Below are 23,215 nucleotides of genomic sequence, written 5' to 3'. Positions count from 1 at the left end.
ATGATGAGCGCCTCGGTGGACACAGCGACTTCGCACCCGGCCGGGATCGCGGGCGGCGACGCCGGTGCCAGCCGTGTCGCACTGGTCCGCGCCGCACGGCCTGAATATCCCCGCGCCCCGTTTCATCCGCCGGCTGCCTACGCCGAGCTGAGCGGCACCGGACTGACGGCCCAGCTCGATCCGGACAACGCCGTCTACGCCGCCGTGCGCGAGGCTTTCGCGCTCGTTGGCCTCGATGCGGCCCATCAAGGCACACCCGAGTGGAACCCTTTGGGCGATCTAGTTCGCCCGGGACAGCGCGTGCTGATCAAGCCGAACTGGGTCAGCCACAAGCACGAGTTGAACGACTCGTGGGAACAGATCATCACCCACGGCGCCGTGCTGCGGCCGGTGCTCGACTATGTGCAGCGCGCCTTGGGCGGTCAGGGGACGATCTGGCTGGCCGACGGCCCGATGCTCAACTCCGACTTCGACGCGATCTGCCGGAAGACGGGCATCGCCGAAGTCTGCCGCTTGCATGCCGCCGCGCCCGGGCTGTGCGCCGTCGAGTTGTGCGACTTGCGCAGCGTGTTGTTTGTGACTCGCGACGATGTCGTCGTCGAGCGCCGGACACTGCCGGGCGATCCGCGGGGCAGCACCGTGGTCAATCTCGGCCGTCAGAGCGAACTGTTCGGGTTCGCCGGCGAAGGCCGCTATTACGGCGCCGACTACGACACGGCCGAAGTCAACCGCCACCATCGCGGCGAATGCCAGGAATACCAGATCAGCGGCACGGCGATGCAGGCCGACGTGATCATCGACGTGCCCAAGCTCAAGACGCATCACAAGGTCGGCATGACGCTGGCGCTCAAGGGAGTGGTCGGGCTCAACTGCGGCCGGAACTGGCTGCCCCATCGCACCCAGGGTACGCCGCTAACGGGAGGCGATCAGTTCGCCGAATCGTCGTGGCGGCAGCGATTCGAGGCGCGCGTCGTGCGCGGGTTCGAACAAGCATCGCTCCGCTTTCCGCGCACGGCCCCTCAGGTTTATCGGCTGGCCAAGCGGCTCGGGCGGCTGTTGCTGGGCCGTAGCCATGAAACGATCCGCGGCGGTGGCTGGCACGGCAACGACACCTTGTGGCGGATGGTGCTCGATATCAACCGCGCGCTGACCTACGCCGATGCGGCCGGGCGCCTGCACGACCGACCAACCAAGCGCCGGTTCACGGTGATCGACGGCATCGTCGCCGGCGAAGGCCTGGGCCCCGTCTTTGCCGACCCGCGGCCATGCGGCGTCATCCTGGCCGGGAGCTGCGCGGCGCTGGTCGATGTGGCCGCGACCGAGTTGGTCGGCTTCGACCATCGCCAAGTGCCCATGCTGGCCGCGGCGTTGCGGCCGCACCCGTTGCCGCTGGCGCCGGTCCCCGCCGACGTGATGCGACTGGTGAGCAACGTCCCTTCGTGGGCTGGCTCGCTCGAGCAGTTGCGCCAGGCCGACCCTTGGCAATTTGCCGAGCCGCTCGGATGGGTCGATTTCCTGCAGCGATCGCGGACAAGGCAGCCGGCGTGAATCCGACGCTTTTGAAGCTCTATCATCACTTGCCTGCGGGGCTGCAATCGTTTGTCGCCAGCCGCCACGGAGCGCGGCTCATGCGGCTGCGCTACGGCGAGGTCTACCGCCGCGAGCTGCCGAGATTTGCCGAACGCGAGACGTGGTCGCCCGCGCAGTGGGCCAATTGGCAGACCGCGCGGCTGCAGGCGCTGTTGCTCCGCGCCGTCACGCTGGTGCCTTACTATCGCCGCGAGCATGCAGCGGGCCGGTTTCCGATCAACGAGGTCCGCACGGCCGACGATTTGTCTCGGCTGCCGATCCTCGAAAAGGAAACCGTCCGCGCGGCGCCGCGCGATTTCCTGGCCGACGATTGCACGCCGGAAAACATGTACGAGGAAGCGACGAGCGGCACGACCGGAACCCCCTTGCGCCTGTGGTGGTCGCCCGAGACGCATCAATCCTGGTATGCCTGCTTCGAGCGCCGCATTCGCCATTGGAACGACGTCCGCTTGGGCGACCCCTGGGCCATGCTCGGGGGCCAATTGATCGTTCCGCAGGCTCGTACGCGGCCACCCTTTTGGGTCTGGAATGCCCCCGCGCGTCAGCTCTACATGTCGTCCTACCACCTGCGCGGCGATTTCCTCGACGCCTATCTCGACGAGCTGCTCCGGCGGCAGATCGTCTACCTGTTTGGTTACGCATCGTCGCTGGACGCGTTGGCGGTGCATGCGCTCGAGCGTGGCCGCAGCGACGTGCGTCTGCGCGTGGCGATCTCGAACGCCGAGCCGCTCTACGCTCATCAACGTGAACACATCGAACGGGCCTTCGGTTGCCCGGCCCGCGACATGTATGCCCCCGCCGAGCTGACCGTGGCGGCATTCGAATGTCGCGAGCGCCGGATGCATCTGTCGCCCGACGTGGGAATCACCGAAGCGGTCGACGAGCACGACCGGCTCGTCGAGCCCGGCCAGGCGGGGGATCTGGTGGTAACCAGCCTGCTGAACCCCGATCACGTGCTCATTCGCTACCGCCAGGGCGACCGGGGAGTCCTAGGCCCTCGGGACGAACGGTGTCCCTGCGGCCGGACCTTGCCCCTGCTGGCGTCGATCGAGGGGCGCAGCGATGATGTGCTCCTCTCACCCGACGGGCGCAAAGTCGGCCGGCTCGATCCGGTCTTCAAGGCGGCCTTGCGGGTTCGCGAGGCTCAGATTGTGCAGGAACGGCTCACGCGTCTGGTTGTGCGGGTTGTTCCGGCCCCCGGTTATGCGGAGGCGGACGCTGCCGCCATCCGCGCAGCCATCTGCCAGCGCATGGGCGAGGTAGAAGTCGATATTGAGATCGTCGATCGCCTGGAACGCACGTCCGCGGGTAAACTTCGCGCCGTGATCAGCAAATTGTCGTCCAACCCCGCACTGGTTTGACGTGCCGCGCCTTTGCCTGCTGACCCAGTATTTCCCGCCCGAGATGGGTGCCCCGCAGGCCCGACTGTCGGAGTTGGGCGAGCGGCTGATCGACCTCGGCTGGGAGGTCGAGGCCCTGACAGCGCTGCCCAATTACCCGACGGGCAAGATCTTCCCCGGCTACTCGGCTTGGCAGACGAAGGTCGAAATGGTCGGCCGCATCCGTACGGCACGGGTGCCGTTGTTCCCGGCCCGGCGCGGTTTCTTGGCCCGGCTGATGTCGTATTTTTCCTTCGTCGCGTCCGCCGCGTGGATGGGTCCGAGCCTGGTCACGAAGCCCGACGTGCTGCTGGCCGAATCCCCCCCTTTGTTCATTGGGTACACGGCCCGTTGGCTCTGCTGGCGCTGGGGCGCAAAGTTTGTGTTCAACGTCAGCGATCTGTATCCCGAGACGGCCGTGCGGATTGGGATGATGAAACGCGGCCTGGCGATTCGCATGGCCGAGCGCCTCGAGGACGCGCTCTATCGTCGGGCCGATGGTGTGACGGGCCAGTCCGAGGAGATTATCGGCGAGGTGCTCAAACATGCGCCCGAGAAGCCGACCGCCGTAATCACCAACGGCGTCGATCTGGCCCGTTTCGGGCGTGACAAGTCTGACGCGGCCTCGCGCGAGCTGCTGGGACCCGAACCGGGCCCAGTGTTTGTCTACGCGGGCCTGATGGGCTGGGCACAGGGGCTGCACCAGATCCTCAATCTGGCCGATGCCTTGCCGGCCGACGTGCCCGGCAGATTTGTGCTCGTTGGCGATGGCCCTGCCCGCGACGGCTTGCAGTCGCGCTTAAAGAACCGTCCGAATCCGCGCGTGCGCCTGCTGCCGGCCTTGCCCTACGATCGCATTCCGCCGCTGCTGGCCACCGCCGATGCTGCCGTGATCTGCTTGGGCATGCGCATTCCCGGGGCCGTGCCAAGCAAGATCTACGAGGCGATGGCTTCTTCGCTGCCCATCTTGCTGATTGCCGAAGGCGAATCGGCCCGCCGCGTCGAAGCGGCCGGCGCAGGCCTGACGGTCGAGCCCGAGAACACGGCCGCGGCGGTCGCCGCGTATCGCCGCCTGGCCGAAGACGCGCAGCTTCGCGAACAGCTCGGCACCCATGGCCGCGAGGCGGCCGCCACGACGTACGACCGCCGCCAGATTGCCCAGCGGTTCGATCGGTTTTTGCGCAACCTGCTGGAACAGCGCGCCCAATGACGCTCGACGAACGCCAGCGTATTCTGGATGAGTTCGAGCGGCGCGAGCGCGACTTGGGCGACTTCTATTCGCTGCACAAGGCGGGCAACTTGTTCGTCCGTCACGGTCAAGAGCGGGCCCTCCAGTGGGCCGTGAATGCCGCCGGGTGCGTGCCCTTGGAAGATAAGCGGATCCTCGAAGTCGGCTGTGGCCGCGGTCAATGGTTCGTCTCGTTCGAGTGCCTGGGCGCCACGCGGGAAAACCTGTCGGGGATCGAACTCGACGCGATTCGTGGCGGGGCCGCCGCCCGACGCTTCGGTGGCGCCGATATCCGCATCGGCGATGCCGCGGCCATGCCCTGGCCCAACGGTACTTTCGACATCGTGTTCCAGAGCACGGTATTCACGTCGATACTCGACCCCGAACTGCGCCGCCGCGTCGCCGCCGAGATGCTGCGCGTGCTGCGGCCGCAAGGAACCATTGTCTGGTACGACTTCCGCTACAACCCGGGCAACTCCCAGGTCGTCGGCCTGGGCCGGCAGGCTATCAAGGAGCTGTTTCCCGGCTGCAAGTCGCGGTTCCGCCGTGCTACGCTGGCACCTCCCGTCGCCCGCTGGCTGGCCGGATATTCTGTACTCCTGGCCACGCTGGTTGAATCCTTGCAATTCTTGAACAGTCACCTGATCGGCTACATGCAGCCCGCAGCGCGATGACCGACTCGATTGCCTGTGTTGTCGGTGCCCGGCCGAACTTTGTGAAGATCGGACCGGTGCTCGCTGGCTTGCGCGCCGTGATGCCCGAGATGCGCCCCGTGCTCGTCCACACGGGCCAGCATTACGACAAGCAGATGAGCGACTTGTTCTTCACCGAGCTGGGGCTGCCCCAGCCCGACGTGTCGCTCAAGGTCGGCTCCGGTACGCACGGACAGCAAACGGCCAGGATCCTCGAGCGTTACGAGGCGTGGCTGACCGAAGTGCAGCCGCGACCCTGGGCCACCTTGGTCGTTGGCGACGTGAACTCGACCATCGCCTGTGCCCTGGCCTCGTCGAAGCTGGGGATTCCGGTGATTCACGTCGAGGCCGGTCTGCGCAGCTTCGATCGCCGGATGCCGGAAGAAATCAACCGTGTGGTGACCGACGTGCTGAGCGATTTGCTCCTGGCGAGCGAACCTGCCGGGGTCGAAAACCTGCGGCGCGAAGGTCGCCCCGAAACGGCCATTCGCCTCGTGGGCAACGTCATGATCGATGTGCTGCTGGCCCAGGTCGAGGCGGCCCGGCGGCTGGGCGAGCCGCAACGGCTGGGCCTAACACCGCGACAATATGGGCTGGTTACCCTGCACCGCCCGTCGAATGTCGATGATCCTGCCCATCTCGGCCGCTTGTGCGGGGCGCTGGCTCGGATTGCCAAGGAGTTACCCATCGCATTTCCCGTGCACCCGCGCACGCGGGCTCGGATCGAGGCTGCAGGCTTGCTTTCCGATCTGCTGGCCAGCCAAGGGCTCGTGTTGACCGAGCCACTGGGCTATCGCGAGTTCCTCAGTCTGTCGTCGCAGGCCGCGCTGGTGGTGACCGACTCGGGTGGCCTCCAGGAGGAAACCACCGCCTTGGGAATACCTTGCCTGACGATGCGGGATACGACCGATCGCCCCGTGACGGTGACCGAAGGCACCAGCACGCTCTTGGGGCACGACGTCGACCGGCTGGAAATCCTGGTAAAACAAGTCATTGCAGGCACTTATAAGCAAGGTCGCTGCCCGGAGTTGTGGGACGGCAAGGCCGGCCCGCGCATCGCTCAATCCATCGCGGAGTTCTATGCCCGTGTCCACTGAAACGTCTCGATCTGCGGAACCGGCGCCGGCCTTGAAGGTGCCGTTCTTCCGGCCCTCGATCACCGAGGCCGAAGTCGAAGAAGTCGTCGCCTGCCTGCGTTCGGGCTGGCTGACCACGGGTCCGCGGACCAAGCAATTCGAGACGATGTTTGCCGAAATGGTGCGTGGCCGGCATGCCATTGCGCTCAACTCCTGCACGGCGGCCCTGCATCTGGCGGTCGAGGCGCTGCACCTGCAGGCCGGGCAGGGTGTGCTGGTGCCCACGATGACCTTCGCCGCGACGGCCGAGGTCGTACGCTACCTGGGCGCGGTCCCCGTATTGGTCGATTGCGATCCGGTGACCGGCAATGTCGATTTCGCCGATGCACGGCGCAAGGTCGAGCAATTGCGGCGCGGCGAACTGCCCGCGGCGCTCGATCGCGACCTGCCGATCGTCGGCTTCATGCCGGTACACGTCGGCGGCCTGATGCTCGATCTGCCGCAAATGGAAGCCTTCGCCCGCGAGCAGAACATCTGGGTCGTCGAAGACGCGGCCCACGCGTTCCCGGCCGCCTGGCGGAACGGCCCGGACGCCCCGTGGCGGTGGTGCGGCGAAAACACGTCGCACGTGGCGTGCTATTCGTTCTATGCCAACAAGACAATCACCACCGGCGAAGGCGGGATGGCCGTCACCGACGACGACGAGCTGGCCGAGCGGATGCGCATCATGTCGCTGCACGGCCTGTCGAAAGACGCCTGGGGACGCTACTCGGGCGGCGGCACTTGGGACTACCGCATCGTCGCCCCGGGCTTCAAATACAACCTGACCGACGTCGCCGCGGCCCTGGGCATTCAACAGCTCCACCGGGCCGAGTCGATGCGCGTGCGCCGCGAAGAGCTGGCGCTGCAGATGATCGACGCGCTGGCCGACGTCGAAGAGCTGGAGCTGCCTCCGGTGGTGGCCAACCGAATCCATGCCTGGCACTTGTTTCCGATCCGGCTCCGGCTGGAACGCTTGCGGATCAATCGCCACGAGATGATGGAAGAACTGCGCACGCGCGGCGTTGCGACAAGCGTCCACTGGCGGCCACTGCATCTGCACACCTACTACGAGCAGACCTTCGGCTGGCTGCCCGAGCAGTTGCCGCAGGCCACCGCGGCCTGGCAGCGGTTGATCAGTTTGCCGTTGTTCCCCGAGATGCGGCCCGACGAGGTCGAGCACGTGGTCCGTGTCGTGCGCGATACGTTGCGGGCGTTTCGCCGCGGCGCATAACCCAGCCGCTTAGCCTTTTCCCACGAAGCCATGGGTCAGCGACTACCTGGAAAAAAGCTCGGCCTGCTCCTGGGCACGAACGCCTGCTGGGGGCCAAACCGCCGCGTGATGATGAATCACGGCAACGCGCGGCTGGTCGATGCCGTGCGCGGACAGGTGGAAAGCGCGCGGCTCTGCGTGCCGATTCTGCCGCGGCACGACAAGATGAGCCACGAGATGCAGTTTCGCGAGGACGAAGTGACCTGCCTGCCGCCGCTGCGCAGCACGCGCGAATCGCAGGTGCACTTTTACGAAACCGTTCGTACCTTGCGCAAGTTCGCCTCCGAAGTCGACGTGCTGTTCGTGCGGCTGCCGTTCCAGGTGCCCCGGGCCCTGCTCAAGCTGGGCAAGCCGAAGCTGCTGCATCTGGCCGGCGACCCGGAAGAAGTGCTCAAGGCCTCGAACGACTACCGCGGCATCTGGAACTGGCTGGCCAACTACTACGCGCGGCATTCGATCGCCGTGTTTCGCAAACTGGTCCGCGAGCCGCACACCCGCGTGGCCTCGAACGGTAAGGAGCTTTGGGACAAGCTCGGCTGCCGCGACGGCCGGATCGTCGTCTCATCGTGCCTGTACGAGCGCGAGATGCAGCCGCGAACCGATCACCAGCTGCACGATCCGCCGCGCCTGTTGTTCGTCGGCTACTTGCGGCCGGAAAAGGGCGTGCACACGCTGCTCGGAGCGTTTCATCGCCTGCGCAGCCAGCGGCCGCTGAAGCTCACCATCGTCGGCGGCAGCGACCGCATCACCCGCGCCGAGCAGGACATTCGCGATTCGATCGCCGCGAGCCCCTACGTGGGCGACATCGAGCTGGCCGGGATGATCGATTTCGGTCCGCCGCTGTTCGAGCTCTATCGCGAACACGACGTCTGCGTGTTGCCGAGCTTGTCGGAAGGAACGCCCCGTACGCTGGTCGAGGCACGGGCCTTTGGCTGCCCTGTGGTCGCCACACGCGTCGGGGGCATCCCGACTTCGGTTACCGACAGCGAAGATGGCTTGCTCGTGCCCCCGGGGGACGATGTCGCGCTGGCCGAGGCGATCGGCCGGATGCTCGACGACCATGCCCTGCGCACACGGTTGATTGACGAGGGCGTCCGGCGTTCGCATCACCGGACTTTGGAAAGCTTTGCCGAGGAAATCGTCAGCGAGCTCGAGGCGCTCGTCGCCAGTGCCGAGCCCCGCGCCGCGCAGGCAGTCGGCCGATGAGTGTTACCCCGGATTCCGCCGCCCCGGCCCCAGCCGGCAAAATCGTGCCGATGACCCAGGACATGATTCCGCAGGTCGTCGCCATGCACGTTCAGGCTTTCCAGGGGCAAATGAGCGCCATGATGGGCCCGCGCTATGTGCGCGCCATGGTCGAATGGTTCCTCCGTTTTCCCGACGGAATTACGCTCGTGGCGACGCTCGACGGGAGCACACCGCATGGCTACGTCATGGGGGCGCCGGTCGGCTACAGCCGGCAGATGAATCGCGATTTGTTCGTATTGGCGTTGGGTGTGGCCATGACCCGGCCTTGGATCGTCTTCAACGGCAAGATACGCCGCACGGCCTGGAGCCGCGTGAAGCTGCTGGCCGGCCAGAAATCGGCCGGCAATCCCGAGCCGCCGCTGCCGCAGCCCACGATGTCGCTGGTCGGCATCGGCGTTTCCCCCGCGGCGCAGCGGCGCAACCTGGGCCAGTTGCTGGTCGGCGCCTTCGAAGCCGAAGCGGCCCGCCGCCAGATGCGATCGGTGCGGTTGTCGGTGTTTCCGCGCAATCAAGCTGCGCGCGCGCTGTATGCCAAATGCGGCTGGCATCCGTACCTCGAACCCGATCGCGATGATGTGACCGTGTTCTACTCGAAGGTCTTGCAGGGCTGACTCGCGTGACCGCGGACGTCAACGTTTCGCCAGCACAACCAACGCTCGCGCCGCCATCGCTGACGACGGCCGCACTTAAGCGCGCCTTCGACGTCGCCGCGGCTGGCACGGGGCTGCTACTGGTGTCGCCGGTGCTCTTGGCTGCTGCGCTGGCGGTCAAGCTCGACTCGCCAGGGCCGGTATTTTTTCGGCAGCAGCGCGTAGGGCGCGGCTTCCGGCCCTTTCGCATTTACAAGTTCCGTTCCATGGTGGTCGATGCGCCCAAGCTCGGCGCGCAGATCACCGCGGGCCGCGATCCCCGAATCACCCGTGTTGGTCATTGGCTGCGCAAGACGAAAGTCGACGAGTTGCCGCAGTTGATCAATGTCGTCGCGGGCGACATGAGTCTCGTGGGGCCGCGTCCGGAGGTGCCCAAGTACGTCGAGATGTTCCGCCAGGATTACGCCGACGTGCTGCTGGTGCGGCCGGGAATTACCGACCTGGCCAGCGTCAAATACCGCGACGAATCGGAGATCCTGGCAGCGGCCGCCGATCCGGAGCGTGAATATGTCGAACGCGTCTTGCCGGACAAGATTCGGTTGGCCCGGGAGTACATTCCGCAGGCCTCGCTGGCGTTCGACGTTCGTTTGATTCTGCAGACTCTGCTGCGAATTATCCGCTAGCCAATCGACTGGCGCGTAGCGTGCCAGTGGCGGCATTTTTTTCTATGGCGGATCGGTGCCCCGGATCCGGCTATTCCTAGTGGCGGGTGTTGACTGCCATATCGCAAGCCACGACAAGATAAATACTTAGCTGCGATTGAGCACAAAATTAGTTGACATTCGCCAAGGGCACATTTAGGGTAATTGGCGGCCAGATCTTTTACCCTTCGAACTGACGGGGCTTTCCCACCCGAATAAGCGTCGGGACCACCCGAATTGGCGTCAGGGTATTCCCGATGTCTGCGGGCAGGCAGCGCAACGAACGTTGCCGTCAGGGGTGCGTGTGGCTGGCCTGGTGGCTCGGTGTCTGGCGGCGCCGATCGACCCGCTGCATGACGCGGCGCATCTTCCGTTGGCCCTCGGCCATGGCCTGATTTGCGATCAACGCCCGATCTGCCAACTCAGCCTGATCTGCCGGAACAGAGAGGCGGTTCGACATACAGGGAAATACCGCGCGCACTTTCGTTTCATCAGGGGCAGCCCGCCATGGCGACCTCACTCACCCAATCCGCAGCCCACCCTTTCGAACAAGCTCAAATCACCCACCCGGACGAACGCCTCCAGCGGCTGCGGGCGTTGGCCGTGGCCACCGCGCGGCTGCTGGCCCTTTGCATGCAATTGGCGCTTGTGGCCCTGGTGCTTTCGGTGTGGCAGATCGACAAGCGCGCCTTTCGTTACCAGTTCGCATTGATCTGCGCCGGCTTCGTCATTCATCACCTGCTGCCAACGCGGATGCGACTGCCCTTCTTCGGTGTGTTTTCGCTGGCGTTGATCGTCGTGCTGATGGGGATCAACGGGCTGTACGTGATCGGGCTGGGAGCATTGCTGATCGGCGTCGTCCATTTGCCTTTTCGATTGTGGATGCGCGTGGCCCTGCTGGTAGCGCTGGGCATCGGGCTCGGCTGGCTGCGTGCCTACGGCACGTTGCCGGAATTACACGCGATTCTGCCGATTCTCGCCGGGCTGTTCATGTTCCGGCTGCTGATCTACGTCTACGATCTGCAGACCGGCGCGGCCAAAGGCGAGCTCTGGTCCACGCTGGCCTACTTCTTCATGGCCCCCAACGCATGCTTCACGCTGTTCCCCATCGTCGATTACAAGACGTTTCTCCGCACGCGCTACAATCGCGACGCGTTCGAGATCTACCAAAAGGGCGTCGACTGGATCGTGCGCGGCGTGATCCAGTTGATTCTCTACCGCTTCGTGTACCAGAACCTGGTGATCGATACGCACCACGTGGCGAACGCCCGCGACGCGGCACAATATATCCTGGCCAATTTCCTGCTTTACCTGCGGGTTTCGGGCAATTTTCACCTGATCGTGGGCTTGCTGCACCTCTTCGGTTTCAACCTCTCCGAGACGCACCACCGCTACTTGCTCGCCTCGAGCTTCACTGACTTCTGGCGCAGGATCAACATCTACTGGAAGGACTTCATCCAGAAGCTGTTCTTCTACCCGATCTACTTCCGGCTCAAGCGACGGGGCGAGTTGTTCGGCCTGTTGGCGGCCACCGCGTTGGCGTTCTTCGCCACCTGGTGTTTGCACTCGTATCAGTTCTTCTGGCTCAGCGGCCATTTTCTGGTTACCTGGCAGGACATCGCCTTCTGGACGATCCTCGGTGTCGGCGTCGTGCTGAACGTGGCCTACGAGGCCCGCGCGACTCGCAAGCGCAAACTCACCAAGGGCAGCCGCACCTGGCGTGACGAGTTCGCCTTTGCCCTGCGGACGATCGCGATGTTCACGTTCATCTGCCTGCTGTGGTCGCTGTGGAACACGCCGTCTTGGCACGAGTGGACCTCGCTCTTGTCGAAGTTCGCCGTGATGTCGCCGATCGACGCCGTGCTGATCTTCGGGGGGCTCGCCCTGTTTGGCGTCGCCGCCGTGCTGTGGGGTCATTCCTCGAGCGAGCGGACCGATGCCCCGCGGCAGCGCCGTAACGAAGCGGCTGACGCAGAATTCTGGCGATCGGCACTCGTGACGGGCGCCTTGTCCGCGGCGCTGTTCATCGTGGGCCGCAATCCGCTGTTGTTTGCCGACTATCCGCAAGTGGCCAACGCGCTCGACCGGCTCACCCGGCAAACCCTGAATGCGCAAGACGTGGCCAAGCTCGAGCGCGGCTATTACGAGGATTTGATCGATCAGGATCGTAACAACGCCGAACTGGCCGAGCTCTATGCGGCGCGCCCGCAAGACTGGAACGCCGCGACGTTCGAATACGATCGCCCGGACAACAAGTTTCCCAATTGGGAATACATTCCCCGGCTCAGCCACACCCAGGGCCACTTTCGTCAGTCGAACAACCGCCACGGAATGCGGGATCAAGAGTATCCCCTCGAGCGGACGCCAGGGGTGCTGCGCATCGCGATTCTCGGCGATTCGAACACGGCAGGTCACCATGTGAGCGATCAACACGTGTTCGAGCAGCTCGTCGAAGCGCGGCTGAACGCCGAATTCGGCACGCCCCAGCGGCCAGCCTGCGAACTGATGAATTTCGCGGTGCCTAGCTATGGCCCCTACGCACGGCTGCACTGCCTGAAGAACAAGGTGCTCGCGTTCAAGCCCGATGTGGCGATCTTCTTCGGCGTGAACGACCAGGAATGGGTGTTGCGCGACATCGCGCGCTGCCTGGCCCGCGAATTGCCGCTCCCCGACCTTTTCGTGCGGCAGATCGTCGAAGAGTATCAATTGCGGTCCGGCGATGGTGCCCGCGTCGTCGAGCATCAATTGCAAGGCCGTTCCCAGGAACTGGTCGGCTGGGTGTATGGCCAGACGATTGAGCAGTGCCGCGCGGCAGGCATTCGGCCGATCTATGCCTTCCTGCCGCGGCTCGACGACCGTTCCTGGGAGCTCGAACAACTGCCCGAGTTGATTGCCGCGGCCGAAGCAACCGGCTTCACCGTTTGGGACCTGACGCGCGCCTATCACGGCGTTCGCGACTGGAACGAGCTGTGGGTCGAAACCTGGGACTCGCATCCCGGGCCGCGGGGGCATGAACTGATCGCCGACCGGCTCTATGAAAAACTGCGGCCGCTCGTCGCCGCGCCGACCGTTTCTGCAATTCCTTAAGGCCCCGGGAGCATCCATGACCCTCGATCCCACGGCCGCCGTGGCCGTCAAGCAATTCATCTTGGACAACTTTCTCCCCGGAGAAAACCCCGACGAACTGACTGCGGACACCGAATTGATTACGACCGGCATCCTCGACTCGGTGGGCATTCTGAAGCTGGTCACGTTTCTCGAAGAGCGTTTCAACATCGGCATCGCCGCACACGAGGCCGACGTCGAGTACCTGAATACGATCGCCGACATCGTGCGCCTGGTCGGTGAAAAACAAGCTGGTTGAACGACCCATGACGCAGGCCACCTTGACGCCGCCGGCGACCGCCCGGGTCACGGCGCTCGCCCAGTTTCTCGACGCCTCGGCCGCCCGCCGGCCGCACCATGTCGCGGTGGAGGATCCTGCCAGCGGCGGGTCCGTGACTTACGAGCTGCTCTCCGTGTTGTCCGACCGGTTGCGCGATTGGCTGCGGCAACAAGGCCTGGGCCGCAACGATCGCGTCGGCATCTACGTGACCAAGTCGATCGACACGGTTGCTGCCCTCTTTGGAGTACTCAAGTGTGGCGCCGCCTATGTGCCGGCCGATCCGCATGCCCCGACGAGCCGGGCCGCGTTTGTGTTCGGCAACTGCAGCGTTAAGGCCGTGGTCGTCGAGGCGCGATTCGCCGAGGCGTTGCGCAGCGAGCTCGCGCAATATGGTGCCGTCCCGCCACTCTTGGTGCTGCCCGGTGCCGGCGATGGTACGTCGCTCGAGGCGGCCCTGGCCGAGGCCCATACGGCCGCGCCCTTCGCAGCGGCCGAAACGGTCATCGGCGAGCCCGAAGACCTGGCCTATCTGCTCTACACCTCGGGCTCGACGGGCCGGCCCAAGGGGGTCATCCTTTCGCAGCGCAATGCCGTGTCGTTCGTCGACTGGTGCAGCGAGGCGCTCGACCCGCACGAGGACGACCGTTTCAGTTCGCACGCGCCATTCCATTTTGACTTGTCGATTCTGGACATCTACGTGCCCATCAAGCACGGGGCTACGCTCGTGCTGATCAGCCACGAAACGGGCAAGGAGCCCGGCAAGCTGGCCCCCTTGATCGCAGAGCGCCGCATCAGCGTGTGGTATTCGACGCCATCGATCCTGACGATGCTGGCCCGTTACGGGTCGCTCGGAGCGCACGACTTCGCGGCCCTGCGGATCGTGCACTTTGCCGGTGAGGTGTTCCCGATCAAGCACCTGCGCGAGCTGGTCGCCCAGTGGCCGGGCCGACGATACTTCAATCTCTACGGCCCCACCGAGACAAACGTCTGCACGTTTTACGAGGTGCCGTTGCCGATCGATCCCGAGCGCAGCGAGCCTTTTCCCATCGGCAAGACCTGCTCGCACCTGCGATCGCGCGTCGTCGACGAACGAGGCCTCGATGTGCCCCCCGGCGAGGCAGGCGAACTGTGCATGGCCGGAGCCAGCGTGACGCGCGGCTACTGGGGACTCGAGGAACAGACCCGCAACGCCTATTTCACCGACGCCGCGGGCGAAAAGTGGTATCGCACCGGCGACCTGGTGACGACCGATGCCGCGGGCGACTATCTCTACCGGGGTCGGCGCGATCGCATGGTGAAGAAACGCGGCTACCGGGTCGAGCTGGGCGAGATCGAGGCGTGTCTCTATCAGCACGCAGGCATCCGCCAGGCGGCGGTGATCGCCGTCCACGACGAGGAAGAAGGCCTCCGGGTCAAGGCCTTCGTCAGCCTGAACGAAGGGGAAAAGGCGTCAGTCATCGCGCTCAAGCGATTCTGCTCCGAACGGCTGCCGCTCTACATGGTGCCCGACTTGTTTGCCTTTCTCCCGGACCTGCCGACGACTTCGACCGACAAGGTCGACTATCAGCGCCTGAAGGAGTTGCCCTAGTGGAATTCGGCTGGACCAGCGAACAAAAAACGCTGTTCGACTCGATCGAGCGTTTTGCCCGCAAGTCACTCGGGCAGGAGTTGATCGAACGCGATCGGGCCGCGGAATTCGACCTGGCCGGCTGGCGCGAATGCGGCAAGTTCGGCATCCAAGGGCTGCCGGTGCCCGAGGACTACGGCGGACTTGGGCTGGACGCGGTCACGACGGTCGGCGCGCTCGAACGGCTCGGTTATGCCTGCGCCGACAACGGCCTGGTGTTCTCGCTCAACGCCCATCTGTGGACGGCTGCGATGCCGCTCGTGGCCTTCGGCACCGAGGAACAGAAACAACGCTATCTGCCGGGACTCTGCAGCGGCGAACTCATCGGGGGCAACGCGATGAGCGAGCCGGACACCGGCTCCGATTCATACGCGCTACGCACCAGCGCCACCCGGCAAGGCGATCGCTACGTACTCAACGGCAGCAAGATCTGGGTCACCAACGGGCCCGTGGCCGACTTGCTCGTGGTGTTCGCCACGGTCGATCGCGCCCAGGGCGCCCGGGGCATCACGGCGTTCCTGGTCGACAAGCACACTCCGGGTATGACCGTGGGGCGCAAACTCGACAAGATGGGGCTGCGCACGTCGCCCATGGCCGAGCTGTTTTTCGAGAACTGCGAGGTGCCCGAGCAAAACCGCCTGGGCCGGGAGGGCGCCGGCACAAGCTTGTTCACCCACTCGATGTCCTGGGAACGCGGGTGCATTCTGGCCAGCGCCGTGGGTTCGATGCAGCGGTTGCTGGAAACCTGCGTGCAGCACGCCCGGCAGCGCAAGCAGTTCGGTCAATCAATCGGCAAGTTCCAATCGGTCGCCAATAAGGTGGTCGATATGAAGCTGCGGCTCGAAACGGCCCGGCAACTGCTCTACCACGGCGCCTGGCTGCGGAGCCTCGGCAAGAGTGCCTTGATGGAAGCCTCGATGGCAAAGCTCTACCTGAGCGAGTCGTGGGTGCAAACCTGTCTCGACGCTCTGCAATTGCACGGCGCCGCTGGCTACATGACCGAATTTCAGATCGAGCGCGAGCTGCGTGACGCGCTGGCCAGCCGGATCTACTCGGGCACCAACGAAATTCAGCGTACGCTGATTGCCAGCCTGCTCGGCCTGTGATCGCGGTTTGCCGCTGGCGGACGTTTGACGCATAATCCGGCGCTTGGCCGGAATCGTTGCTCCGGCGAGCGCCGAGGACTGTCGCATGCGCGCGTGGTTGGTTTCGCTAGGCAGGCTGGGGGCCGCGCTGCGCACGGCCTGGCTGGTGCTCGGCGTGGTGTTGATCTGGCTGCTGCTCGTCGAGGGAGCCGCGCGCGTGGTCCTGCACGTCAAGCGCGACCGCGATCGCGCGGCCATCGCGGCCAGCTCCGGATTTCGCGGAGCCGACTGGGCGCCGGACTACGTGGACGAACTTCTGGGAGACGTGGGCATCTCTTGGGAGCCCTACGTCTACTGGCGGTCGGCGCCACTCGACGGCCGGTACATTCACATCGGTCCCGATGGCCTGCGGCGGACGAAACCAGCCGCCGAGGACAACCCGCAGGCGCTGCGCGTCTGGATGTTTGGCGGCTCGACCGTCTGGGGATGGGGGGCCCGCGACGACCATACGATTCCTGCCAATCTGGCGGCTGCTTTGGCAGCCCAAGGCCGGCCGGCCGTGGTGACCAATTTCGGCCAGATCGGCTACGTCAGCACGCAGGACGCGCTGGCCTTGGAGATGGAGCTGCGCACCGGACGCAGGCCCGACGCGGTCGTGTTCCTTAACGGCTACAACGACCTCATGTCGGCGGTCCAGGAGTCGCGTGCTGGGATTCCGCAGAACGAAGCCAACCGCCGCCGGGAGCTCAACGCCGGGCTGACCGAGGCCCTGAAACTAGAGGCGCTCGATTCGGCCACGGTTTGGCTGGTGCGTGGGTTGCTCCGCCGCCTAGGGGCCGAACAGGACGCGCGCAGCCACTTCGACGGCGACGGCCGGCCCAAGCTTGCCGAACTCGGGGCAGACGTCGCCCGGATATACGCCGCGAACATAGCCTGGGTCGAAGCAGCGCGTCACCGCGCAGGATTCGAGGCGCTGTACTACTGGCAGCCCACCGCGTTCGACAAGCGTCAACTCGTGGGCGAAGAACAGGCCGCGGCCTCGGCGTGGCCGGTGCTCAAGGAACTGCTGGGGCACGTCCGCGGGCAGCTCGCGGCGAACGACGCCTTACGCGCCACTGCGCGATTCGCCGACTTAACGGCCATGTTTGATGACGTGCGGGATGCCGTCTATCTCGACTCTTGCCACTTCTCCGAACCGGGCAACGCGGTCGTCGCCGAGCGGATCGCTCGAGACCTCGGCGCGCGGCTCGCAGCGCCGGAAACACCGTCGCCCTAGTGCGAGCTGCGAACCGTCGTAAACAGCTTGTCGCGCGAACCGGTGTTGGGCCGCACGACGTGCAGGCGGCGCACGGTAGTGCTGGTCTCGGTGCCGAGATGATCACAGTAAATCGAGGTGTGCAGCGGCTCGCATTCGATGGCCACGACCATCGTCCAACGCTCGAACGAGGGTTCCAACAGGTGGGCCTCGTTCAGCGATCGCGCCGCCTCGATGGCCTCGTCGAAGCCGTATTCGCCGCTGGTGTCGGATTGATCTCGCCAAGAGCAGGTCGGCACGTCGAGCGGCGACTCGGGCTGCCAGCCCTCGGGCCAGTGGATGTGCACGAGTCGGTACGTAAGCGGCGTGCACACGCGATAGTGCGACCGGCCGCGAACTGGCGGCTCGAAGACCACGGCCCAGCGTTTGGGGCCGTCGTCAATCTCGCCGCGATTGAAGGCAATTACCTGTTCGAGTGCTTCTTCAATCGCGTCGTGACTGCCAATGTCCTCGATACAGCGCAGTCCGCCGGGCGAATCGTCCAGCGAATTGGGTTCCCAGCCGTCCGGACATTCGACGATCGACACGCGATAGTTGCGCTGTGTTTGCATTTCCCGACTCCGAGCCCGCTTCGTGCCTCATTCCCCTGCGACCCGTCCGGCAGCGTTCCAGGCCATGCCGGAGGTTCGCCTTAGTGTACGACGGCGCGCCGCGGCGGGCGATATGGCGGCCCGGTCGCTTCGGCCCACGGTGCCGGGGCCGAGAGAGATGCCGTGCGTACGCAGGCCCCTGGCGAGTGAGCGCCCGGCGGGGTAGATCAGGTGGTCGTCGCGCCGGCGGCCGCCCGGGCATTTTGGCCGTTGCTGTTCGGACCGTTTTTGTGGACCAGGAACTCGCCCACCTGGAGGTATTCCAGCCCCGAATTCTGCAAGACGAACAGGGCGTCCTCGGCGGTACGGCAGATCGGATACCCGTGCAGGTTGAACGACGTGTTGAGAATCACCGCGCGCCCGGTGCGGCGTTCGAATGCCTTGCAAATGTCGTACATCTCCGGATTCTGGTCGCGCCGCAACAACTGTGCCCGGCAGGTCAGATCGGCGTTGTGCACCGCCGCGATCAGGTCGCGGAAATTCTCCCGGGTGTCGAAGGTCATCATCATGTACGGGCTGGGCAGATTCTTTTCGTTGTGCAAGTACTCGTGTTGGCGCTCTTCGATGACCATCGGGGCGAACGGCATCCAGAAGTCGCGTTTCTTGACCATCCGGTTGATCACGCGCACCAGGTCCTGATTCTTCGGATCGCCGAGAATCGAACGATTTCCCAAGGCCCGGGCGCCGAACTCCATCCGCCCCGCACAACGGGCCACGGGATGCCCGGCGACGAGCAATTCGGCGACGGTCTCGGCCATGTTGGCGGGCTGCTCGAAATAGAAGCCCGACTTTTGCAGCGCGGCGCGGGTTTCCTCGACCTTGGGCTCGTCGCCCAGGTAGTAGTGCTTGATCGGCGGTACGGCTTCATCGCCGAACCGCTGGGCCGCTTCGAGGTAATAGGCGCCGATCGACAAGGTCTCGTCGCCGCACGAAGGGAAGCCCTGGAACGATTTGACCTCGGGCAGCTCGGCGATTTTCTTGTTCGCCTTGACGTTCATGAACACGCCGCCGCCGACGAGCACGTCCTGAACGCCGGTGGCCTTGACCGCGTTGGCGGTCCACTGGGTGAGCATCTCTTCGGTGAACTTCTGCAGGCCGGCGCAGATGTAGTCGAAACGCACGCCGCGCAGATCCGGTTCGAGCGCCGAGTAGTAGACGTCGTTCATCCGCCACCGGGCCTTGCGTTCGAAGCTCAGCCCGTCGGGCGAAATGCCCAGGTATTTGCGGAAGATCTTGGCCACTTCCTCGGTGCCGTGCTCCGAGGCGTAGGGAGCCATGCCCATCAGCTTGTATTCGTGCTCAAGGGGGATGAACCCCATGCCGAACGTGACCCACGAGTAAATCGCCCCGAGCGATTCGCCCCAGTGCGTGGCGGCGATCAACTCATGCTTGCCGCCGCCCATCACGCGGACCGTGGCGCACTGCTGGTCGCCGGCCCCGTCGCACGTCAGCACGAGGTATTGCTTGTCGGGCGAGGTCCGCAAACCGTAGTAGGCGGTCGCGCCGTGCGTGAGGTGGTGGTTGTGATACTGCAGCGGCACGTCGCCGAAGCCGACTTCGGTGAGGTGCTCGCGGAGTTTGCCCTGGCCGAAATCGGTACGCAACGCGGTCCAGATCGGCATGGCGACCCTTTGCCGGACGCGGCCCAGCATCGATTCCTGGCGGCGGTAGGAGTAGATGACGTCGTCGCGGCTGTGATACCGGCACAGCGCCTGGTTGCCGCCGTAGGCCATACCCAGCACGTCACGCTTGGTGGCGCCGACATAGTCGAGACAGGCCTGAATGGCGTGTTTGGGGAACCCCCAATAGTTCTTCTCGCCGCAGAGGCGTTCCTCCTGGATCGCGTAGATCAGCCCCGACTTGTCGCCGATGCTGGCGCTGGCATTGTGACCGGCATGCAAACCCAGGATGTATTCACCCACAACAGGCTCCCCCAAACGAAACCCGGAAAAAAACGTTTGCAGCGTGCGCTGCCAAAACCAGGACTCACGCAGCCGTCGCGGGCAACGGCGTCAACCGTCGGCACCGAATCCGGAATGACTCCGGCGAGCAGCCTGCTCGAAGCGGTACCCCGAATCCAGCGAGACGACGCGATCCGGAGAACGACCGACGGATGGAACGGAAACCGGCCATTTTGGCGTCCCTGACGCGCCTGTCCAGAGGGCAGAAGCGCCGCGAGTCCACTGGCCCGATACCTGTTCTGACCAAAACCGCTATCTTACTTGGCCTCCGACCGTGCGCCGCCGGGGCCGGAGCCTGTCGCCGCGAACAAATCGGCGTCGGAGCGCGGCACAGGCAAACCAATCGCTAACGCCGCGCGCACGACCGTTTGCGCCGCGATCGCTACGAACCGGACATTCGAAACATTCGCGCAAGCTGCTGGCAATCCGCAGCTTTCCCCTGGTGCGCATTGCTTGACAAGGTTCGCCCTGGCCTTGAAGCTAGCAAATTAGCCACGGGGCACCGATCGGCGCCGTAGACCTCGCTCCTCAACCGTCGGCTACGCGCCCCCCATTTCGGCGACGGCCTCCTTCAGGGGGCGGCCCTCTCCAGTCACTCCTGCACCGGCGATCATGGCGGCGATTCTCGGGATTTCGGCGTTTTATCACGATTCGGCGGCGGCCCTGGTCGTCGACGGGCGGATCGTAGCTGCCGCGCAGGAAGAGCGGTTCACCCGCAAGAAGCACGACTACGGCTTCCCCACGCATGCCATCGAATACTGTCTCGCCGAGGCAGGGCTCAAGGCTTCGGAACTCGACTGGGTTGGGTTTTACGACAAGCCGCTGTTGAAGTTCGAGCGGTTGTTGGAGACCTACCTGGCGTACGCCCCGGCCGGTTTCCGCTCGTTCTGCAAGGCCCTGCCGCTGTGGATTCGCGAGAAACTGTTCATGCCCCGGACGATGTCCGAAGGGCTCAAGGGAGAGTACAAGAAGCGATTCGTATTCGTCGAGCACCACGAGTCACATGCGGCCAGCGCGTTCTTCCCCTCGCCCTTCGACGAGGCCGCCATCCTCACGCTCGACGGCGTGGGCGAATGGGCGACGGCCAGTTTCGGCGTGGGCCGCGGCAATCGCATCGAGCTCACGCATCAACTCAGTTTTCCCCACTCGCTCGGCCTGCTGTACTCGGCCTTCACCTATTACACCGGCTTCAAGGTCAACAGCGGTGAATACAAGGTGATGGGCCTGGCACCCTACGGGACGCCGAGATTCGCGCCGTTGATCCTCGAACACCTGATCGACTTGAAGCTCGACGGGTCGTTCCGGATGGACATGTCGTATTTCAACTACTGTCAGGGACTGACGATGACCTCGGACAAGTTTCATCGCTTGTTCGGCGGTCCCCCGCGCGAGCCGGAATCGCGCGTCACGCAACGCGAAATGGATCTCGCCGCGTCGGTCCAGGCCGTGACCGAAGAAATCATGCTGCGTGCGGCCCGGCACGTGCAGACGACGACCGGCTGCCGGAACCTCGTGCTCGCCGGCGGCGTGGCGCTCAATTGCGTGGGAAACGGCCGCATTCTTCGCGACGGGCCGTTTGAGAACATCTGGATTCAACCGGCCGCGGGCGACGCCGGCGGGGCCCTGGGCGTGGCCGAGTTCATCCACTACCAGCTCCTCGACAACCCACGGCAAGCCTCGCCACGCGATGCCCAACAGGGCTCGCTGCTGGGCCCGCAATTCACGCGCACGCAAATCGAACGCTTCCTCCGCAAGGTCGACGCGCCCTACACGTACATTGAGGACGAAGACAAGCTCTGCGACGAAGTCGCCCGGCTGCTGGCGAGCGAAAAGGTCGTCGGCTGGCTGTCCGGCCGGATGGAGTTCGGTCCCCGTGCGCTCGGCGCCCGCAGCATCCTGGGCGATGCGCGCAGCGAGGCCATGCAGTCGACGATGAACTTGAAGATCAAGTTCCGCGAATCGTTCCGCCCGTTCGCCCCGGCCGTGTTGCAGGAAAAGGTGGACGAATACTTCGAAATGCGGCCGTTCGAGGACAGCCCTTACATGCTGCTCGTGGCCCCGGTGCGCGACGGAAAAAGGCTGCAAGTGAACGGCCGGGCCGACGGTCTCGAAGGTATCGAAAAGCTCAAGGTGCCCCGTAGCGTGGTGCCGGCCGTGACGCACGTCGATTACTCGGCCCGCGTCCAGACGGTCGACCTTGACCGGCACGGACGGTATTACAAGCTGCTCCGCGCGTTCGAACAGCAGACCGGCAGCCCCGTGCTGATCAACACCAGCTTCAACGTGCGAGGCGAGCCGATCGTCTGCACGCCCGAGGACGCCTATCGCTGCTTCCTGGGCAGCAACATGGACGTGCTCGTGCTCGAGAATTTCGTATTGAAGAAGGACGATCAGCGCCCGCTGAGCGAGGCCGAGGCCGAGGCCTACCTGGCCCAATTCCAACTGGACTAGCGCCGGGGTCTGCCCGCCGCACCTGCAATCGAACCGCCATGCATCAACTCAACTGGAACCCCTCGGACAAGACGCTCAGGGAATTTGCCGAGTTCGGCATGTTCCTCTTGGGCCTGGTGGCTGCGCCCTGGTCGCTGTATCGCGGCCATGAAACCACGGCCATCGTCTTCTGGGTCGCGGCGATCGCGCTGCGCGGGCTGGCGCTGATCAATCCGCAGTGGGTGAAATACCCCTTCCTGGGGCTAAGCCTGGTGACCTGGCCGATTGGCTTCGTGGTCTCCCACCTCGCCCTGGGCTTGATCTATTTTGGCATTTTCACCCCTGTGGCCCTGGTGTTCCGCCTGATCGGGCGAGATGCCTTGCGGCGCAAGCTCGACCGCTCGGCAGCCAGCTATTGGGAACCGTACAATCCCAATCGCGGTCCAGAGCGGTATCTGCGCCAGTTCTAGACTCACAGCCCTGACCAGGGCACACCCGACGATCCTCGTTTCCACGGCAGCAAACATGAGCCCTCAAGATCCAGGCAAGAAGTTCGAACAGATGGCCGACGAGGCGCAGCCCAGCTTGGCTGCCGAGTTCATCGACTTCTTGAAGCACAACAAGAAGTGGTGGCTGCTGCCGATCCTGCTCGTGGTGGGCCTGGTCGGCGTTCTGGCCATGTTTGCCGGCAGCGGCGCGGCCCCGTTCATCTACACGCTGTTCTAACGCGGCACTGGCGACCGGCGCAGCGGCCGTGCCCCGTGGCGCAGCCCAACGTACCTGGCGCGGTGCAGCAACACCCGGCAGCGCGTGCACCCCGCCGTGCGTGGCGATCGTATCGGTTTTGCGGCCGCCATGCTGGCATCCGGTGCGCGCCGTTGCTTGCCGCTCGGGGGAGCGAGGACTACATTGCGGGCTAACTTTTCTGGGTGCTCGTGCGTTGAACCACGCTTTCGTGACGCCGTGCACCGTGCTGTTCAGGGGTCGTCGTTCCAGGTGAGCTCGC

19 protein-coding genes are annotated in these 23,215 nt (G+C 64.7%); 17 read left to right on the top strand and 2 right to left on the bottom strand.

What is annotated here, in order from left to right; genetic code table 11:
* The first annotated feature begins 15 nt into the window (after window positions 1-15).
* From K1X74_14000 to K1X74_13935, 14 genes are all read left to right on the top strand, one after another.
* Window positions 16-1,548 (top strand): DUF362 domain-containing protein, encoded by a 1,533-nt coding sequence (locus tag K1X74_14000; protein ID MBX7167438.1) that lies wholly within the window; start codon window positions 16-18, stop codon window positions 1,546-1,548.
* The gene (locus K1X74_13995; GenBank protein ID MBX7167437.1) at window positions 1,545-2,951 is read left to right on the top strand and encodes a hypothetical protein; all 1,407 of its coding nucleotides are present in this window, start codon (window positions 1,545-1,547) and stop codon (window positions 2,949-2,951) included. The genes K1X74_14000 and K1X74_13995 overlap by 4 nt, the downstream gene beginning before the upstream one ends.
* Window position 2,952: 1 nt before the next feature.
* On the top strand, window positions 2,953-4,179 hold the full coding sequence (locus tag K1X74_13990; GenBank protein ID MBX7167436.1) for a glycosyltransferase family 4 protein: 1,227 nt from the start codon (window positions 2,953-2,955) through the stop codon (window positions 4,177-4,179).
* Complete coding sequence (locus K1X74_13985; GenBank protein ID MBX7167435.1) at window positions 4,176-4,871, top strand: class I SAM-dependent methyltransferase; 696 nt, start codon at window positions 4,176-4,178, stop codon at window positions 4,869-4,871. The genes K1X74_13990 and K1X74_13985 overlap by 4 nt, the downstream gene beginning before the upstream one ends.
* Window positions 4,868-5,986 (top strand): UDP-N-acetylglucosamine 2-epimerase (non-hydrolyzing), encoded by a 1,119-nt coding sequence (gene wecB, locus K1X74_13980; GenBank protein ID MBX7167434.1) that lies wholly within the window; start codon window positions 4,868-4,870, stop codon window positions 5,984-5,986. Before K1X74_13985 ends, wecB begins: the two co-directional genes overlap by 4 nt.
* Window positions 5,976-7,238, top strand: a complete 1,263-nt coding sequence (locus K1X74_13975) for a DegT/DnrJ/EryC1/StrS aminotransferase family protein (GenBank protein ID MBX7167433.1) — start codon at window positions 5,976-5,978, stop codon at window positions 7,236-7,238. Before wecB ends, K1X74_13975 begins: the two co-directional genes overlap by 11 nt.
* A 30-nt stretch (window positions 7,239-7,268) precedes the next feature.
* The gene (locus tag K1X74_13970; protein ID MBX7167432.1) at window positions 7,269-8,483 is read left to right on the top strand and encodes a glycosyltransferase family 4 protein; all 1,215 of its coding nucleotides are present in this window, start codon (window positions 7,269-7,271) and stop codon (window positions 8,481-8,483) included.
* Window positions 8,480-9,136, top strand: coding sequence for a GNAT family N-acetyltransferase (locus tag K1X74_13965; GenBank protein ID MBX7167431.1), 657 nt, complete (start codon window positions 8,480-8,482; stop codon window positions 9,134-9,136). Before K1X74_13970 ends, K1X74_13965 begins: the two co-directional genes overlap by 4 nt.
* Window positions 9,133-9,798 (top strand): sugar transferase, encoded by a 666-nt coding sequence (locus tag K1X74_13960; protein ID MBX7167430.1) that lies wholly within the window; start codon window positions 9,133-9,135, stop codon window positions 9,796-9,798. Before K1X74_13965 ends, K1X74_13960 begins: the two co-directional genes overlap by 4 nt.
* Before the next feature lie 525 nt (window positions 9,799-10,323).
* Window positions 10,324-12,903 carry an SGNH/GDSL hydrolase family protein gene (locus tag K1X74_13955; protein MBX7167429.1) on the top strand — a complete coding sequence of 860 codons (2,580 nt, stop codon included), beginning with the start codon at window positions 10,324-10,326 and terminating at the stop codon, window positions 12,901-12,903.
* Between the two features lie 16 nt (window positions 12,904-12,919).
* Window positions 12,920-13,180, top strand: coding sequence for an acyl carrier protein (locus K1X74_13950; GenBank protein MBX7167428.1), 261 nt, complete (start codon window positions 12,920-12,922; stop codon window positions 13,178-13,180).
* Window positions 13,181-13,187: 7 nt separating this feature from the next.
* Complete coding sequence (locus tag K1X74_13945; GenBank protein MBX7167427.1) at window positions 13,188-14,789, top strand: amino acid adenylation domain-containing protein; 1,602 nt, start codon at window positions 13,188-13,190, stop codon at window positions 14,787-14,789.
* Complete coding sequence (locus K1X74_13940; GenBank protein ID MBX7167426.1) at window positions 14,789-15,934, top strand: acyl-CoA dehydrogenase family protein; 1,146 nt, start codon at window positions 14,789-14,791, stop codon at window positions 15,932-15,934. Before K1X74_13945 ends, K1X74_13940 begins: the two co-directional genes overlap by 1 nt.
* Before the next feature lie 85 nt (window positions 15,935-16,019).
* Window positions 16,020-17,189, top strand: coding sequence for an SGNH/GDSL hydrolase family protein (locus K1X74_13935; GenBank protein MBX7167425.1), 1,170 nt, complete (start codon window positions 16,020-16,022; stop codon window positions 17,187-17,189).
* On the opposite strand, the gene K1X74_13930 is transcribed toward K1X74_13935, so the two are convergent.
* Both K1X74_13930 and K1X74_13925 read right to left on the bottom strand, forming a co-directional pair.
* Window positions 17,186-17,779 carry a hypothetical protein gene (locus tag K1X74_13930; protein MBX7167424.1) on the bottom strand — a complete coding sequence of 198 codons (594 nt, stop codon included), beginning with the start codon at window positions 17,777-17,779 and terminating at the stop codon, window positions 17,186-17,188. The genes K1X74_13935 and K1X74_13930 overlap by 4 nt on opposite strands.
* A 206-nt stretch (window positions 17,780-17,985) precedes the next feature.
* Window positions 17,986-19,740, bottom strand: coding sequence for a hypothetical protein (locus K1X74_13925; GenBank protein MBX7167423.1), 1,755 nt, complete (start codon window positions 19,738-19,740; stop codon window positions 17,986-17,988).
* 651 nt (window positions 19,741-20,391) lie between these two features.
* Here K1X74_13925 and K1X74_13920 point away from each other — a divergent pair.
* Genes K1X74_13920 through K1X74_13910 form a run of 3 tightly spaced genes read left to right on the top strand, consistent with a single transcriptional unit; the run spans window position 20,392 to window position 22,935 of the window.
* On the top strand, window positions 20,392-22,230 hold the full coding sequence (locus tag K1X74_13920) for a carbamoyltransferase (protein ID MBX7167422.1): 1,839 nt from the start codon (window positions 20,392-20,394) through the stop codon (window positions 22,228-22,230).
* 38 nt (window positions 22,231-22,268) lie between these two features.
* Window positions 22,269-22,679, top strand: coding sequence for a hypothetical protein (locus K1X74_13915; GenBank protein MBX7167421.1), 411 nt, complete (start codon window positions 22,269-22,271; stop codon window positions 22,677-22,679).
* 55 nt (window positions 22,680-22,734) lie between these two features.
* Window positions 22,735-22,935 (top strand): hypothetical protein, encoded by a 201-nt coding sequence (locus tag K1X74_13910; protein MBX7167420.1) that lies wholly within the window; start codon window positions 22,735-22,737, stop codon window positions 22,933-22,935.
* Window positions 22,936-23,215: the final 280 nt, after the last annotated feature.

This window comes from Pirellulales bacterium (genome assembly GCA_019694435.1).
Classification (GTDB): Bacteria; Planctomycetota; Planctomycetia; order Pirellulales; family JAEUIK01; genus JAIBBZ01.
The sequence above is the reverse complement of the archived record's forward strand: the minus strand, read 5'-3'. Positions and strand labels throughout refer to the sequence as shown.

What these genes read in the sequence shown, in the direction of transcription:
- K1X74_13985 (MBX7167435.1), top strand. Translation starts at nt 4,176, where the DNA reads ATGACGCTCGACGAACGCCAGCGTATTCTGGATGAGTTCGAGCGGCGC.
- wecB (MBX7167434.1), top strand. Translation starts at nt 4,868, where the DNA reads ATGACCGACTCGATTGCCTGTGTTGTCGGTGCCCGGCCGAACTTTGTG.
- K1X74_13970 (MBX7167432.1), top strand. Translation starts at nt 7,269, where the DNA reads ATGGGTCAGCGACTACCTGGAAAAAAGCTCGGCCTGCTCCTGGGCACG.
- K1X74_13965 (MBX7167431.1), top strand. Translation starts at nt 8,480, where the DNA reads ATGAGTGTTACCCCGGATTCCGCCGCCCCGGCCCCAGCCGGCAAAATC.
- K1X74_13955 (MBX7167429.1), top strand. Translation starts at nt 10,324, where the DNA reads ATGGCGACCTCACTCACCCAATCCGCAGCCCACCCTTTCGAACAAGCT.
- K1X74_13950 (MBX7167428.1), top strand. Translation starts at nt 12,920, where the DNA reads ATGACCCTCGATCCCACGGCCGCCGTGGCCGTCAAGCAATTCATCTTG.
- K1X74_13945 (MBX7167427.1), top strand. Translation starts at nt 13,188, where the DNA reads ATGACGCAGGCCACCTTGACGCCGCCGGCGACCGCCCGGGTCACGGCG.
- K1X74_13935 (MBX7167425.1), top strand. Translation starts at nt 16,020, where the DNA reads ATGCGCGCGTGGTTGGTTTCGCTAGGCAGGCTGGGGGCCGCGCTGCGC.
- K1X74_13930 (MBX7167424.1), bottom strand. Translation starts at nt 17,779, where the DNA reads ATGCAAACACAGCGCAACTATCGCGTGTCGATCGTCGAATGTCCGGAC.
- K1X74_13920 (MBX7167422.1), top strand. Translation starts at nt 20,392, where the DNA reads ATGGCGGCGATTCTCGGGATTTCGGCGTTTTATCACGATTCGGCGGCG.
- K1X74_13915 (MBX7167421.1), top strand. Translation starts at nt 22,269, where the DNA reads ATGCATCAACTCAACTGGAACCCCTCGGACAAGACGCTCAGGGAATTT.
- K1X74_13910 (MBX7167420.1), top strand. Translation starts at nt 22,735, where the DNA reads ATGAGCCCTCAAGATCCAGGCAAGAAGTTCGAACAGATGGCCGACGAG.